The 14651-nt window shown below is 57.5% G+C and carries 17 protein-coding genes and 3 pseudogenes; 5 read left to right on the top strand and 15 right to left on the bottom strand.

Features of this window, described 5'->3' with window-relative positions:
* Positions 1-46: 46 nt before the first annotated feature.
* The 14 genes and pseudogenes from GJU48_RS17730 to GJU48_RS17670 form a co-directional block, all read right to left on the bottom strand.
* Positions 47-277 (bottom strand): annotated as a pseudogene (locus GJU48_RS17730) (phage virion morphogenesis protein); the annotation flags it as partial.
* Complete coding sequence (locus tag GJU48_RS17725) at positions 267-749, bottom strand: phage tail protein (protein WP_094950344.1); 483 nt, start codon at positions 747-749, stop codon at positions 267-269. The pseudogene GJU48_RS17730 and the gene GJU48_RS17725, both read right to left, overlap by 11 nt.
* Positions 746-928, bottom strand: a pseudogene (gene lysC, locus GJU48_RS25000) (Rz1-like lysis system protein LysC); the annotation flags it as partial. The gene GJU48_RS17725 and the pseudogene lysC, both read right to left, overlap by 4 nt.
* Complete coding sequence (gene lysB, locus GJU48_RS25370) at positions 846-1289, bottom strand: Rz-like lysis system protein LysB (protein ID WP_094950383.1); 444 nt, start codon at positions 1287-1289, stop codon at positions 846-848. The gene lysB and the pseudogene lysC, both read right to left, overlap by 83 nt.
* Complete coding sequence (locus tag GJU48_RS17715; protein ID WP_094950343.1) at positions 1286-1489, bottom strand: hypothetical protein; 204 nt, start codon at positions 1487-1489, stop codon at positions 1286-1288. The genes lysB and GJU48_RS17715 overlap by 4 nt, the downstream gene beginning before the upstream one ends.
* Entirely contained in the window at positions 1486-2331 is an 846-nt protein-coding gene (locus GJU48_RS17710; RefSeq protein ID WP_094950342.1) for an N-acetylmuramidase domain-containing protein, read from the bottom strand. Before GJU48_RS17710 ends, GJU48_RS17715 begins: the two co-directional genes overlap by 4 nt.
* Positions 2328-2606 (bottom strand): phage holin family protein, encoded by a 279-nt coding sequence (locus GJU48_RS17705; RefSeq protein ID WP_094950341.1) that lies wholly within the window; start codon positions 2604-2606, stop codon positions 2328-2330. The genes GJU48_RS17710 and GJU48_RS17705 overlap by 4 nt, the downstream gene beginning before the upstream one ends.
* 1 nt (position 2607) lies before the next feature.
* On the bottom strand, positions 2608-2916 hold the full coding sequence (locus GJU48_RS17700) for a putative holin (protein ID WP_155296058.1): 309 nt from the start codon (positions 2914-2916) through the stop codon (positions 2608-2610).
* A 27-nt stretch (positions 2917-2943) separates the two neighbouring features.
* Positions 2944-3156 (bottom strand): tail protein X, encoded by a 213-nt coding sequence (locus tag GJU48_RS17695; protein WP_094950340.1) that lies wholly within the window; start codon positions 3154-3156, stop codon positions 2944-2946.
* A complete protein-coding gene (locus GJU48_RS17690; protein ID WP_094950339.1) occupies positions 3156-3617 on the bottom strand; it encodes a head completion/stabilization protein in 462 nt (153 codons plus the stop codon). The genes GJU48_RS17695 and GJU48_RS17690 overlap by 1 nt, the downstream gene beginning before the upstream one ends.
* A complete protein-coding gene (locus GJU48_RS17685; RefSeq protein WP_094950338.1) occupies positions 3614-3910 on the bottom strand; it encodes a hypothetical protein in 297 nt (98 codons plus the stop codon). Before GJU48_RS17685 ends, GJU48_RS17690 begins: the two co-directional genes overlap by 4 nt.
* Positions 3911-4008: 98 nt before the next feature.
* Positions 4009-4707 (bottom strand): phage terminase small subunit, encoded by a 699-nt coding sequence (locus GJU48_RS17680; RefSeq protein WP_094950337.1) that lies wholly within the window; start codon positions 4705-4707, stop codon positions 4009-4011.
* A gap of 11 nt (positions 4708-4718) precedes the next feature.
* Complete coding sequence (locus GJU48_RS17675) at positions 4719-5726, bottom strand: phage major capsid protein, P2 family (protein WP_094950336.1); 1008 nt, start codon at positions 5724-5726, stop codon at positions 4719-4721.
* A gap of 43 nt (positions 5727-5769) precedes the next feature.
* A complete protein-coding gene (locus GJU48_RS17670) occupies positions 5770-6600 on the bottom strand; it encodes a GPO family capsid scaffolding protein (protein ID WP_094950335.1) in 831 nt (276 codons plus the stop codon).
* Positions 6601-6755: 155 nt separating this feature from the next.
* Between GJU48_RS17670 and GJU48_RS17665 the strand changes: the two genes are divergently transcribed.
* The 3 genes from GJU48_RS17665 (at position 6756) to GJU48_RS17655 (ending at position 12420) form a co-directional block, all read left to right on the top strand.
* Positions 6756-8513, top strand: a complete 1758-nt coding sequence (locus tag GJU48_RS17665) for a terminase ATPase subunit family protein (RefSeq protein ID WP_069551523.1) — start codon at positions 6756-6758, stop codon at positions 8511-8513.
* Complete coding sequence (locus GJU48_RS17660; RefSeq protein ID WP_094950334.1) at positions 8513-9535, top strand: phage portal protein; 1023 nt, start codon at positions 8513-8515, stop codon at positions 9533-9535. The genes GJU48_RS17665 and GJU48_RS17660 overlap by 1 nt, the downstream gene beginning before the upstream one ends.
* Before the next feature lie 1325 nt (positions 9536-10860).
* Positions 10861-12420, top strand: coding sequence for a diguanylate cyclase (locus GJU48_RS17655; protein WP_094950332.1), 1560 nt, complete (start codon positions 10861-10863; stop codon positions 12418-12420).
* Between the two features lie 359 nt (positions 12421-12779).
* Here GJU48_RS17655 and GJU48_RS25365 read toward each other — a convergent pair.
* Positions 12780-12941 (bottom strand): annotated as a pseudogene (locus GJU48_RS25365) (short-chain dehydrogenase); the annotation flags it as partial.
* 344 nt (positions 12942-13285) lie between these two features.
* Between GJU48_RS25365 and GJU48_RS17650 the strand changes: the two are divergent.
* Entirely contained in the window at positions 13286-14260 is a 975-nt protein-coding gene (locus GJU48_RS17650) for a hypothetical protein (RefSeq protein ID WP_094950327.1), read from the top strand.
* The gene (locus tag GJU48_RS17645) at positions 14261-14650 is read left to right on the top strand and encodes a hypothetical protein (protein WP_155296057.1); all 390 of its coding nucleotides are present in this window, start codon (positions 14261-14263) and stop codon (positions 14648-14650) included. It begins immediately after the preceding gene.
* The last annotated feature ends 1 nt before the right edge of the window (position 14651 follow it).

The raw sequence follows: 14651 nt of genomic DNA, 5'->3' as shown, positions 1-14651 counted from the left end.
CCTGGTCCAAAAGTATAAAGAGTGATGACTATATTTTTGTGGGCACTTTGAACATCGCTAACTTTCGACGAACCCGGCCCTGCTTTCCGCGCAGGTTCCGCTGCTTACGTGGCGCAAACTTGCTCCCGTCCGGGTTTTCCTGCGCCATCACGCGCTTCTGCTGATTGCGGCGCAGCACCTGGCCGATGCTCCGCGCCAGCTTGCTGCGTTCGCCTGGCTCCAGCCGATCCATCAGCACCGCCGCCCAGGTCTCCAGTGCTTCCAGTTTATTCGCCATCCGGCACTCTCCACTCACTGGTGTTGCCCTGTGCCCCAGGCCTCCAGTTCGGATCGAGGTAGCCCGCTACGTACTGTGGTTCGTTCGGGTGCTTCACGGTGGTGTTGCCCTGGTCATCCTTGCCGACCACAACCTTCTCTGTCAGTGGCAGGGTGATGCTGAGGTCCACTTTGCTATTGTCGAGGATGTCGGCTTCGAACTGAATGCCGTCTTTGACCTTGTCTAGGTTTTCCAGCAGCTCAGACTGATTGACGCTGAGCCAGCCCAGGATGGGCAGAATCACGCTGTCGGGGTGACCGGCGAACTCGGTGAGGATGATCTGCAGATCAAAGCTGTATTCAAACGACAGGGTATGTGCGGCCGTGCAACGGACCTTGCCGTTGTCGATGAATATCAACAGACGGTCGGGGTCGTGCTTGAAGTCGGCGACGGTGGCCAGCAGGTGAGCACGCAGGCTTTCGGGTTTGTTCATGGTTGTGCCTGCTGGTGTTTGTAGACCATGTCGACCTGGGCGGCGCAATCAGCCCAAGCCGTTTCGGCGCGGTCCTGGTCGGTGAGCTGGTCGCCGTTACTGCGCGGGCTGGTCGCGGGGAGGACGCACGGCACCACGGCCGGACAGCCAGTCACGGTAAGCTGCGGCGCCGGTGAGGGCGGGGCGCTCGCGCAGCCGGCGAGCAGCGTCAGGCAAAGGCTGATCAGCCCATTTCTGAAGGTCGTCATTTTCAAGTTTCAGTTCCTCTATGGTTCTCTCGCGCTTCGCCAGACCCAGGCGCAGTTGGTCTTGCTGGCTGCGTAGGAGGCTCTGTGCATTACGTTCTTGTTTCAGGGTGTCGGTGAGTGTGTTGACGGTCACCAGGTTGCGGTCGGCGTCCTTGCGGGCCGTGTTGGCCGTATCCTTTTCACGTTCGGCTTGGCCTTCGGCAACGTCGATGCGCTGTTGCTGACCCCATATCAGCAGCACCAGGGCACCCAGCAGAGCGAAGCCGTATAGGGCCTGGCGCAGGGTGCTCACGCGCGGTACCAACCGAGTTTGTTCATGGCGGCGGTGTCGAGCTGCTTGATGGGGCCGCGCACGATCACGGCCCGGGCGCCGTTCATTATTTGGATGGATTCAGCCAACAATTCCATGTCGTCCTGTTCGGTCGACTCCGGCACCACTAGTAGGTCACCGTCCTGCACGCGTAATTTCTGCAACGCTTCGAAGTCGATCATGCCGCCACCCCTTGCCCGCACTCGCAGCCGGCGTGCCGCTCGTAGGCGCGCTGGAGCTTGGTGTCGTAGAGATTGCGCAGGTAATCCGGCCCGTTGTAGAGCTTGGCGAACTCGGCCCATTTGCGGGCTTTGAGGGCCTTGTGTAGCACCGGGTCGGTTTCGATGAAGCGGGTAAAGGCGTCGAGCTGCTGCGATTCGCCGGCACTCATCGCCGCCACAAATTCCTGCACGCTGGCATAGCCGAGTCGCTTCCAATGGAACCCCATGATCTGGAAGGCACCCCAGGAAGCCGACTCCAAGGCGGCGGTGTCATCGATCAGGCGGGCCATGGCCAGCCGCTGGTGTTCGGCCGTACCGCCGATGTATCCACCCGGCTTTGGGTTGACCAGGGCAGGATTGGCGGTGGCGAGTTGATCGGCGTGACGTTTGAGTTCTGCCGGGTCATCGCCTGCGTTTCGAGCGGTGGCGAGCTGGCGGTACATGATGTGCCTTTCGAACAGGATCACTGGCTTGCCGTTGTCGAGGAAGCCCTTGCCCTTGGATTCCACCTCATTGACCGTGTAGATGCTCGCCAGCGGTACGCCGAGACGTTCTGCAGCGACCACCAGGTCGTGGTTGCGCAGCAGCTGGGCGCAGTCGCCGCCGGCAAGGCTGGTCTGGGTTTTGGTGCCGGCGACTCCATCGGCGACTAGGCCGACTTTTACCTGGTATGCGCGCACGGCGGATTCAGTGGCATCGCCGTAGTGCCCATCCGGTATCAGGTTGGCGCCGTTCTTTACGAGGTTCTTTTGCAGCATCAGCACCGCTTGCGAGCGGTCGCCGTGGCGTAGGGTGGTGGTCATGCGCTGGGCCTCAACAGGGCGGCGACGTTGCCGCCTGAACGGAAAATAAGGATGCAGAGCAGCACGATGGCAGCTGTCTGCCCGAGGCTGGTGGGCTGACGCTCCAACAGGATCTCCAAACCGCAGATGCACAACGTGGCGCCAAACAGGCTTGCCAGCAGCGAGATACTGCGCCGGTACCGCGCATCACCTCGGGTGTAGCAGGCCAGGCGCAGGGCACTCAGCAGGTAGGCGATTGCCGCGATCAACTGCACGGCCAGTTCGATGTTCTGCATATCAGGTGCCCCCTCTGATGCGACGCCAGATGTCCCAGATGTCCGCCTTTTCCACCCAAACCATCAGTTTGATGCTGATCGGGATGACCACCAAGGCACAGACCATGGGCGCGAACAAATAGCCCACGCCGGCCGACAGGAACAGTGAGCCCAGCCGTTGCCAGACTTTGAGATCACGCTTGGTACTGGTAACAAGCCAGGCGCCGAGGATGGCGCCGAATAGCGCCCCGTCGTCGATGACGGGCGTCACGGTGGACAGGCCCAAACCAATGAGCAGACCAGTCACAACGCTGGAAGTCGGATCAGCCATGGTGTGGGTTTCCTTGATTGCAGAGGGTCAGTTCCATAGCTGCACCATCTGCCGCTGAGGCGCGCTGGTTTGGGCTTCGGGCATATTGACGACAAGGCCTTGCGGCAGGATTGGGCCGTGGTCGGCCAGGCCGGGGTTGGCCTCAAGCACTGTCTCGGTGACGCCCGCGGTGCGTCCGTAGAACCGCCAGCAGAGGGCGTCTACGGTTTCATTTTGATTGGTGCGAATGGATGTGGGCATTAGATCAGCTCCACGGTGGTGCGGCTCAACCCGAGGAAGTCACGGACTGCCCAGCGCAGATCGCGGCGGTAGTCGTCGATGGTCGGTGTGACTTCCTCAGCTTTGCTGTTGCCAGTGTTGGTCGCGCTGTAGTCGCGGTAGCGCTCGCAGACTTCGGCGCCGGTACCGGCTTCGATAGCGCGGCGGTAGAGGTGTGCTTTTACTGACACATCCTTGATGCGGTCACCTGGAACGTCGTCCAGCGTGGCGTAGCCAGCAGCCTGTTGAGTTGCACGCCATTCGCCCAGTTCGCGGTTGAGGTTGATGGCTGCGGCGATCACGGCAGTTTCAAGACGCGCTGGCGTGACACTATTGTCGATGCGCAGAGTGGCACGCAGCTGCTCAAGATCAATTGAGGGCCAGAACGGGTCGGTGTTGATGTGACCGCCGGTAACTGGGCCACTGGCTACGAAGGCACTCAAGAGGAAGGGCCTCGGATGTCTGCGAGGGTAACTTCGCGCAGGATCTGCTGCCGTGTGAATTCGGGGTGTTGCGTACAGAGACGGTCCATCGCTCGCAGGGCGTTGCGGTTCACCAGCCCACGTTCTTGCGAGTCGGCCGGCATGATGGAGCCTTTCACAATAGTGCCGGTGCAGACGGTGCGGTCGTAAGCCTCTGTCTCGGCCACGTACTGTTCAGCCGCAGCAGCCAAGCGCCGTTCAGATTCCGTTGGAGTGAAAACACTCTGGTAGAGGTTGGCAAAGGCGGTGTTCATGACTGCTCCGATAGATCGCCGGTGATCGGGGCTTCACGTTCAGGAGGAGCGGCCTGGCCGATCCGCCCCGAGCCGGCGGGGTGCGTGGGGACGCTCGGTTAGCTGCTAGTGGCAGCGAGTTTGTTTAGCAGGCGGTCTGCCCGCTCCAGATCTTTCTTGCCGCCGCATGCATCGTGCAGGGCGATGGCTTGTTTTAGCAGGTCGACACCAGCCTGAACCTGACCAGGTTGGCCGGGTTTTTCTTCGGTGATGCCCTCCAGCGTGGCGCGACCAAGAGCCAGGAACAGCTTGGCGCGGGCCTGGTCGGGCATGTCTTCGGATTCGGTCAGCTCGGCCGTGCGGTGCAGGATTGCCAAGTCGAACGGCTCATTGACCTTCTGAGCCTTAAACGCCGCCGTGGCGACTTCTTCGGCTACCAGGCACCCCAGTGTGCGAGCGAAACGGTCAGGCATGACCATCTTGTGTTTCAGCACGTAGGTTGCGATATCAAGGCCGCCCGTAAAGTCGCCGGCATCGAAGCGCCATACCATGACCGTGGTCATCACCTCGTCTTGCGCGCCCTGACCGGCCTCCAGCACTCCCTGAACGTAAGGGATGTAGTCGGGCAGCAACTGGCGCTTGAGTTCGGCTTTGCCCTGGTTTGACTGCACCTGTTTCAGGCGCAGGCGATCCTGTAGCAATTGGTTGAGCTGGTGCTCGTAAGCCGTGGCGCCGGCCATGGTTTGAGTCGGCTCAACGGCTGCCGCCTCCAGGGCGGCAGTGACACGTTGAAAGTGACGACGGCAAGGATTGGTCATGGTCGGTCGCCTTATGCCAGTTCGATGTTTTCAGCGAGCGAGGCACATTCCAGGTCTTCAATGACGTAGGCGTCATTCACCGACTCGTAGTTTTCGATGCGGTCGCGTTTGGCATTGTCGACGACGGTGCGGCGACGGCTGCCTTCCTGCCAGTAGATCGAGAGGTTTTCCAGCTTGGTGACCAACAACCCGCGTGGTGGGAAGTAAGGCACGCGGACTGCCGGCAGGTTGCCGATGCGTTTCTGGCTGGTGACGATGTCAGCGGCCAGCATTTCGGTCGGGGCATGGTCTTTGTTGATGATTGGGAAGTACTTGTCGGCCAGCAGTTGGCGACCGCAGATCACCACCAGGTCGGGATCTTCCTGGTACCACGGGGCAATAAACTCCTGGACCATGCTGAATACCAAGGCGTCAAGGTTCGCGAAGTCCTTGCCGGCGCCGATGGTGATTTTGCCGGAGCCTTCGACCACCTCTTTCATGACGCGGGCAGCGTTTTCGGCGCGCATTTTTTGCAGCCAACCAATGTTGACGTCCTGGCGCAGCGGATTGGTGGCGGGGTTGGAGGTCGCGGCGCGACTGGCGCCGTTCCAGCCGATCAGAATGCGGTCCAGCGCCTGGCGTTTCAGGATGGCGTCACGAATACGGGCCTGGAAGTCAGGGAACTTGGCCCAGGCATCGAGCTTGCTGTAGCGCAGGTGGGTGTCAAAGTTGGTCTGCGAGCAGAAGTAACCACGGTCATCGAGCGTACTGATGTCGCTGGTTTCGCGATCTTTGGTGTTGGTGTCAGTGGTGCCTGCGTTCGGCCCGCCAATGCCCATGCCGATCTTTTCGCCCATCTGCTCGGCGACGCCGTAGATGTTGATGGCGCTCAAGAACTGACTGGATTCTTGCATTCGAGTTTCCAGGGTCTGGGTGACGCTGGGAGCAGTGGCAAATTTGGTGGTGACATCAGGTACGCCGTGGAGCTTGGCCAGTTGGCCCAGATAGGCGTTGAAGACGGTACGGGTATCGTTGCGCATGGTGGCTGTCCTTCGTTATTCGGGGGCTGTGGTGGGCTGACTGTCAGCAGTCGGTCACGACCTGGTTATCGCCGCCGGATACCTGGGGGCGTTCCTTTTGGCTGTGGTCTTGGGTGCTGGAGAGCTTGGTTTTCAGGTCGCCCAAGTCTTTGCTGAGCTGATCAACCTTGGTTTTCAGCTCCCCGGAGAACTTCTTCTCGGCGGCCAATTGCTCCGGCAGATCCTTGACGTGTTCGGCCAGGGTTTGCACGGCTTCGCCGATCTGGCTGAATTCGGAGTCGTCTTTGGCTTGTTTGCCGGTGAGCAACGCCTTGACGGTGCTGAGCAGTTGGGTGCCGATGCCTGGTTTTTCTTCGAACTCTTCGAAGGTCAGTTCGGTCTCGACCGCCTCGGTGAACATGGAGGTCGCGGAGTAGTGGCGATCCTTGAACGGGCTGGAATCTGGCTTTTGCGCGGAGAAGGCCAGCACATCGGTTCCCAGGCTGGCGGGTGAGTCAGTTACCGCCAGACCTACGATGTAGGCTTCCCCGGTATCGGAGAAGCTGTCGTCGATCTCAATCGAGGTGTAGATCTTCTGCCTGGCCTTGTTCATGGCGATCAGGTCGGGGGTTGGCTCAACCTGGGCGAACAGGGCCAGTTTTTTCTGGCCGTTGACTTCTACTTCTTCGGTCTTGACCGCCAGCACGTCGCCGTATGCTTTGAAAGGGCTATCGGGCAGCAGGCTGCGGAAGTGTTCCAGCCAGATGCGGGCGCCATAGGTCGCTGGATTGAAGTTCCTGGCAGCCTGTTCCAGCCAGCTGCGTTTGATGGTGCGTTTGTCCGAGGTAGCGCCCTCGACGGCGACACGGAACCAATTACTGCGAAATTTCTTCATGCCGGGAATCCTCAATGCGTTGGGCGCTAAGTGCGTTGCAATGAGGGGCATGGTCGTGACGCGCGCGAGTTGCGGCAACGGGACGGGTTTGTAAGGAGGGCAGCTACAAGGGCCGGTGCTACTGACTCGCAGGCGCGGGCGGCAGCATCGCGGCCATGACTACGACTGAACTGCTCCCTATCGATCCCCGGCGCCAATCCAAGTTTCTGTATTGGATGGGCTGGCGTATCTGCGAGATTGCCGAGGCTACGGGCGAGAAGGAAAAAACGCTACACAGCTGGAAGGCCCGCGACGAATGGGACCGGGCTGATAACGTCGAGCGTATCGGCGGGGCGCTGGAAGCGCGGCTGGTGCAGCTGATTCTCAAAGAGGGTAAGAGCGGCGGTGACTTTAAGGAAATTGACCTGCTGCACCGTCAGCTGGAACGCCAGGCCAGAATCCAGCGCTTTCAGGGTGGCGGTACCGAAACCGAACTCAACCCGAACCTGGCTAAGCGAAACGAAGGCCCGAAGAAAAAGACCCCGAAAAACGACATTAGCGAAGAGCAGATCGAGCTGCTGCGCGAAGCGTTTATCGACGGCTGTTTCGACTATCAGAAAGACTGGTACCGGGCCGGCAACCAGCGCACCCGCGTCATCCTCAAAAGTCGGCAGATCGGCGCGACTTACTACTTCGCTCGCGAGGCGTTTCTTGATGCGCTGGAAACCGGGCGCAATCAGATCTTCCTGTCTGCGTCGAAAAACCAAGCCTATCTGTTTCGCGGGTACATCCAGGCATTTGCCCGCGAGGTCATCGGTGTCGAGCTGACGGGCGATCCCATCGTATTACCCAACGGCGCCGAGCTGTTTTTTCTCGGAACCAATGCGCGTACCGCCCAGGGCTACCATGGCAATTTCTACTTCGACGAATTCTTCTGGACGTTCAAGTTTGAGGAGCTGAACAAGGTTGCCTCGGGCATGGCGATGCACAAGAAGTGGCGCAAAACCTACTTCTCGACGCCGTCCAGCATGGCCCATGAGGCCTATACCTTCTGGACTGGCGAGCGCTTCAACAAGGGCAAGCCAGCGGCTCAACACACCAAGGTCGACGTTTCCCACGGGGCGCTCCAGCAGGGGCGGTTCTGCGAGGACCGCTTGTGGCGGCAGATCGTCACCATCCTAGACGCTGAACACGGCGGCTGTGACCTGTTCGACATTGAGGAGCTGCGCCGGGAGTACAGCCCCGAGGCGTTCGCCAACCTGCTGATGTGCGAATTTGTGGACGATGGGGCGAGCATTTTCCCCCTGGCGTTGTTGCAGAGCTGCATGGTCGACAGCTGGGTTGAGTGGGCTGAGGACTACAAGCCGTTCGCCATGCGTCCGTTCGGCGACCGCCAGGTCTGGATCGGCTACGACCCCGCCGAAACCGGCGATTGTTCCGGCCTGGTGGTGGTCGCGCCTCCCCTGGTACCGGGTGGCAAGTTCCGCGTGCTGGAGCGGCATCAGTTCCGGGGCATGGACTTTGCGGCCCAGGCGGCATTTATCAAAAGCGTTTGCGACCGCTACTGGGTGACCTACATCGGGATAGATGTCACCGGGTTGGGTAGCGGCGTGGCGCAGCTGGTGCGCCAGTTCTTCCCGGCGGTGACCACCTTCAGCTATTCGCCCGAAGTCAAAACGCGTCTGGTGCTCAAGGCCTATGACGTGATCCACAACGGCCGGCTGGAGTTCGACGCCGGATGGACCGACATGGCGCAGTCGCTGATGGCGATCCGTAAGACCGTCACCGCAGGCGGGCGCCAGTACACCTACACCGCAGGGCGCAACGACAACACCGGCCATGCCGACCTGGCCTGGGCGCTCTTTCACGCATTGCACAACGAGCCGCTTGAGGGGCAGACCGCCTCCAACACTGGGCGGATGGAGATTTTTTGATGACCGAACTACACGCAAACTCTGGCCTGGTGCCAACCACAGCAGCGCCAGGGCAGGGCATGCAAGTGTTCAGCTTTGGCGAGCCGACACCCGTGCTGGGCAGTCGCGAGGTCTTCGACTACCTGCAATGTTGGTACAACGGGCGGTGGTACGAGCCGCCCTTGTCGCTTGATGGCCTGGCCCGTTCTGTCGGGTCTAGTGTTCATTTGCATTCGGGCCTGATGTTCAAGCGCAACCTGTTGAGCAAGACGTTTATTCCGCACCCCATGTTGTCACGGGCTGCGTTCGAACAGTTCGCCCTGGACTGGCTTTGCCTGGGAAATGGGTACCTTGAAGCGCGGCGCTCGGTGCTCGGCGGCACCCGGCAACTGGTGCCACCGCTGGCGAAGTACATGCGGGCCGGCCCGGAAGGGCGTTATTACCAGGTGCAAGGCTGGAAGGATGAACACCAGTTTGAGCCGGGCAGCATTTTTCACCTACGAGAAGCGGATCTGCACCAGGAGATTTATGGCTTGCCGGAGTGGATCAGTGCCTTGCAGTCGGCCTTGCTCAACGAGTCGGCCACGTTGTTCCGCCGCAAGTACTACGAGAACGGTAGTCACGCCGGCTTCATTCTCTACATGACCGACGCCGCGCAGACGGAAACCGATATCGACGCTTTGCGCAAGGCGCTCAAAGACTCAAAGGGACCGGGGAATTTTCGCAACTTATTTGTGTATTCACCCACCGGCAAGAAGGACGGAATTCAACTGATCCCGGTCAGTGAGGTCGCGGCCAAGGATGAATTCAATTCGATCAAAAACCAGACCCGTGACGATGTACTGGCCAGCTTGCGCATTCCGCCGCAGTTGATGGGGATCGTTCCGCAAAACGCAGGGGGCTTTGGATCGATCAGGGAAGCGGCACAGATTTATGCAGCGAATGAGATAGAACCGATTCAGACACGTATGCAGCAACTGAATGACTGGATCGGGGAGAACGTCATCCGCTTCAAGCCCTACGAAATTGGCGGGGAGGCTTAAAAGCCCCCCTGCGCAGTAAACGAGGCGACGAACCTGTGCGCTAACACAGGTCCGACGCTGAATCTGAAGCCCAGAATGAGACCAAGGAAATTTGCTTTTGGTTGTTTTCTACCATTTATGGATATGCAGCGTGTTTGACTAATCCGTGTCGGGTGATGCGATCTCGCATGGAGGCGATGAGGCGCAGTAGGGCAAGCAGGCTAGCGCTGCACCAGATTGGTGCGATGACCTGTCAGGCGCAACGTTTCCACCTGGCGCGCGCCGTCGTCCCCCCACCTCGCCTGCGGGCTAAATGGGTCGTTTTTTCTGCGCACCTGCGGACCACTCGCGGCGGTTCAGGCTGGGCGCTTGCTTGGCGTTGTGGGGTGGTCAAAAGCCTGCGGAACCCTGCACCAAGGGGGTGTTTCTTCGAAAGGTCTGGTGGCTTTGCTGTGCCGGTAGAGGGGGGGGTATCTCAAAAAGAGTAATTTCGGTAATCACCTATTGGAAATGCGCTGGAGGCCGCGTATTCCGTGGGGTTTGGTATTACAAAAAGGAGTAACAGAGAAGTAATTGAAAAGGTAATTTTTTGACAAGTAATTGTTTTTAAAGGGTTTTTATAAAGGTGAGAATTACATTTATAAAGAGTAATCAGATTACTTCAATATTACTTAAAGATTACTTTTTGCTCTAAACACAAAACCCTTTATTTTCAATGGCTTGAGAGATAAAAACGGTCAAGATTACTTATGTTACTCTTTTTTTGCCCCCTCCATACCCAGAGGCTAAGCCCCCTATACGTGTGATGCGCACGCGTACTGAGGTGCTTGCTGATGCTCGTGGGAATGGCGTGGGAACACTTTTGCGCGACTGGCACCGCTGGAGCCCTTGTATTCCGGGGCCTCGGCTGCGAGATTGCGGGTGCGGGTACTTTCGAATCTCTCCTTCACCGCCACATTAAGTAAACACAAACCCCCGGTTTTCCTAGAGAAAGCCGGGGGTTTGTGGTTTCTGGCACCTGAAAAAAAGGCCATAAAGGCTCAATGTGGGGACTGGCGGTATTTCTTCTGAACTGTCCTCAGACATGTCTGCGCGATAGGTCCAGAATGGGTTAACAGCCTTCCTTACTAAAGGCCATAAAGGCTCAATGTGGGGACTGGCGGTATTTCTTCTGAACTGTCCTCAGACATGTCTGCGCGATAGGTCCAGAATGGGTTAACAGCCTTCCTTACTTGTTGAGCGGGCTGTCCGTCAAAACTGATTGACCCCCCCACCTACACATTCAAGGGCGATTCACACAGCATCGAAATCGTTTGTAATCCATCCGCCTACCCGGACTGCGTAAAATGACCACTCGACCGAAGCCTAAGCTCAATCTACGCATTCTGATTCTTATCTTTGTACTGCTTGCTGCAATCGCGACCCTCGCCAACAGCTTCTGGGTGATGTTCAAGATTCAGAAGCAGGAGTTGATTGAGAATGCGCTGCAAGTGAACAAAGCCTACGCCTCTCGGATCGCCAAGAGTGTCGAACAGGTGCTCAATTCCGACCTCGACAAATTGAAGTATGGCTCAGTCGTCATCGGCAAAGCGTTTGAAGATAAGCACGCTTTGGCAGAAGAAACGCAGCGGTTGTTTGGGCAGGATGCCAGTTTCAACTCCGTACTTGTCGCCGACTCAACGGGAACTATTATTGCGTCAGCTCCCGAAAGCTTTCGCCTCAATGGCCGGGTTTTGCAACACAAGGAGCCACTCAACCTTCGCGTGCCGAGAATCAGCAACGCCTTTAAGTCCATAGCAGGCAATCTGGTGATCTTTATCAACCAGCCCGTATTTGGCACGAAAGGAGAGTACTTGGGCCTGATAGGGGGCAGTGTTCAACTTGAGCAAAAAAATACGCTCCAGGCCATGATGGACACAAATGTGCGTAAGGATGGCGCGAATGTCTATCTAGTCGACAGCAGCCGTCGGGTGCTTTATCACAGCCGTCCCGAACAAATCGGAGACATCACTGGAAAGAGCGTGATCGCCGATGCGGCACTTAGCCAGGACGCAGGTGTTTTACAGGCTGCGGATGAAAATGGAGTGGAAATGCTCGCGGGCTTCGCCAAAGTGCCGAGCAGCGGCTGGGGGGTGATCTCGCAGCAGCCACTCGAAAATATACACGCTGTTCTACGTCAGACAATGGTCAAGGTTGCGTTGGGCACAGCCCCACTTGCCTTTTTCGGAATCGTTTTGATCTGGTGGCTGGGAGCGCGGATCTCAGCGCCGCTGTCCAGGCTCGCCGATTGTGCCAAGCGACTGGACACCCCCGACAGCTACGACCTTATCAGTGCAGTACCGGCGCACTATTTCGAGAGTTGGCAGATTCGCAGGGCGTTGCTGCTTGGCGCCACCCTGTTACAGGAGAAGATCGGCAAGCTTAACCTGCAAGCACAAACCGATGCGCTGACCGGGCTGGCCAACCGCCGGGCGATGGAAGATGTCCTGTTGCGTTGGCAAGATGCTGACAGAGCGTTCGCAGTTGTTTCCATGGACATCGACCACTTCAAACGGGTGAACGATACATTTGGCCATGGTGTGGGCGATCAAACGCTGAGGGCTATCGCAGAACTGATGCAGCACAACTCAAGGTCTAACGACTTGCCCTGCCGGGTCGGTGGGGAAGAGTTCGTATTGTTATTGCCCAATAGTTCGCTTCAAGCGGCAACGGATGTCGCAGAGCGGCTGCGTGCCTCGATCGAAGCCGCAGAGATCGTTACTGTCGGGCACATCACTGTTTCGCTGGGCGTCGCGCTATGGCAACCGGGAGGAGATTCGGTATCCGTTGTGCTTGAGAGGGCTGACAAGTTGTTGTACCAGGCCAAGCAGGGCGGTCGTAATCGCGTGGTGGCGCAGCAGCCTTGATGGCGCGCGTGATCTGCAGGGGAGCACGCTGTTTTGGAAAAGCGGCACTATTACCTCTCGACACGACGGCCACCGACTCGCCCGTCTTCAGCAAGAGGCTGGAATGGGTTTGCCGGCAATGGCTGGCCCTCACCATCATCGACTTTGTGCAATCACACCACTCATGTAGGTCTTGTTGTATGAGTCAGGTCTGAATCGAGGGCAGGCCCCAGCAGGTGTACGCAGGCTAGTGTATAGACGAGCCGTTGAATTCTAAAGCGGGTGCTGTGGCATCAAATGCGAGACAAACAAAACCCCTGGTTTCGGGAGAGGCCAGGGGTTTTGTGATTTCTTTGGTTTGAAAACGTGGTGTTCTTAGATCATGCGCGCGGCATATCCATCCGCCGCGCTATGACATCCAGCAAGTCGCAACCGTCTCGCAGGGGAATTGAACACAGCAGGGCAAAGTCACTGAGCACAACCACATCACTACTTATTTCACTACGTAGTGCAAGATTCTCCATAACTTGAGTAACAGATTTGAACAATCTCGCTCAGATCCACGCAATTCCCTTGAATGATGGGGGGGAGGTGGTCAGCCGGAACCTGCAATCAAGTCACTGAGCACAACCACATCACTACTTATTTCACTACGTAGTGCAAGATTCTCCATAACTTGAGTAACAGATTTGAACAATCTCGCTCAGATCCACGCAATTCCCTTGAATGATGGGGGGGAGGTGGTCAGCCGGAACCTGCAATCGTAGGCATGCGCCTCGATTGAAGTAGTCTCTTTCTGAAACGTCAAAACCACCCCTGTACGCGTCTTACCTCCGCTATGGCGCCTTCTTATAGTCGTGCGCCTCAGTCACTTGGAGGTGCACGCATGCAGGGACCCTACGCATTTATCAATGAACGACCGCAGCCTTATCCGCTGCTCAAACTAAGCCTGGCGCTTGATCCGCATACACAGACCAAATTCGACACCCTCAACCAGCACATCCGTAACACGCTGGTGTTGCCTGGGCAGTTGGTGATCATCGGGGATAGCCGAACTGCCGCTTGCACCGCTGAAGAGGCGCAGCTGACGCGTTCGGCGCTGAATATAAAACTCGCCCTGTTGGCATACTCCGCAACCGACCAGTTCCTGATCAAAAACTATGATCAGTTGCAGGCCATCTTGTCCTATTCGTCCGTTGGTATCGGCAGTGCCAGCAGTGCTTGGAGCAAGCACTTGGCGCAAGTGGAGAAGACCCTTATGGAAATCGAGGATTTGCATCAGCAGTACTTGAGAAAGGGCACCACGCGGGCGCGGGAGGAGTTTCTGGTTAAGCGTAGAGCGCTGTTTGCGAGGTTGGATAGCCAACTCTCGGGGATGGCGCGCTTTGGTACGGGGTTGAGAAACCAAGGTTCGATTAAAAAGATGCTGGGGATTTCCAGTAAAAGCTACTGGCAGCATGGAGAAATTCGGGGGTATGAGGAGCGGGTCAAGCGATTAGCCAAGGCTTCGCAGGTGTTGAAGACGGGGACTTACATTGGTATAGCGCTGGATGTTGGGGCGACGGCGTTGGAGTTATCGGAGGCGTGTTCCACTGGGCGTGAGCAAGCGTGTATGCAGGCGAAGTATGTTGAAGGGGGTAAGTTGGTAGCCGGAGTTACCGGTGCTGCCGTTGGCGGGAGCGTTGGGGCCGGTATCGGTATAAGCGCCTGTGCGATTGTTTTTGGCATACCTACAGCTGGTGCTGGAGCCTTGGCATGTGCAATCGTAGGAGGTGCAGCAGGTGGGTTCGCCGCGGGGGCGCTCGGAAGCGGACTGGCGGAAAGCGCAGGCAAGTTTCTCTACAAAACTGTGAGGAATTAAATGGTCTGGCTATATCTGGGCATGTGTTCCCTTATCCTCATGCTGCTTAGCATCCCGCTCACCTTTTACGTCATGTTCAAAAAACTCGATGCAGCAGAGCGCTACGTGCAACACAGCGACTATGTAATCGGGCACAGGCACACTTTTCGTAATGCTCATTTTGAGGGGCGGCACGTACGTGTAGTCGCCATGGCTATCATTATTCTTATCCCCAAAGTGCTTCAGTGGCGGCATTTGGTACAGAAAGTGCTTCAGTGGCGGCATTTGGTACAGGTTGAGGATGTTGAAAAAATCCCACGACACCTCAAGTTTTGGATGGTCATTGCGCCAGTTGTCGCGGTTATATCAATCATAGGTATGGCTATCAGCTGGTTCTTTATAGAAAACTAAT

The organism is Pseudomonas sp. IB20, assembly GCF_009707325.1.
Taxonomy (GTDB): Bacteria; Pseudomonadota; Gammaproteobacteria; order Pseudomonadales; family Pseudomonadaceae; genus Aquipseudomonas.
The sequence above is the reverse complement of the archived record's forward strand: the minus strand, read 5'-3'. Positions and strand labels throughout refer to the sequence as shown.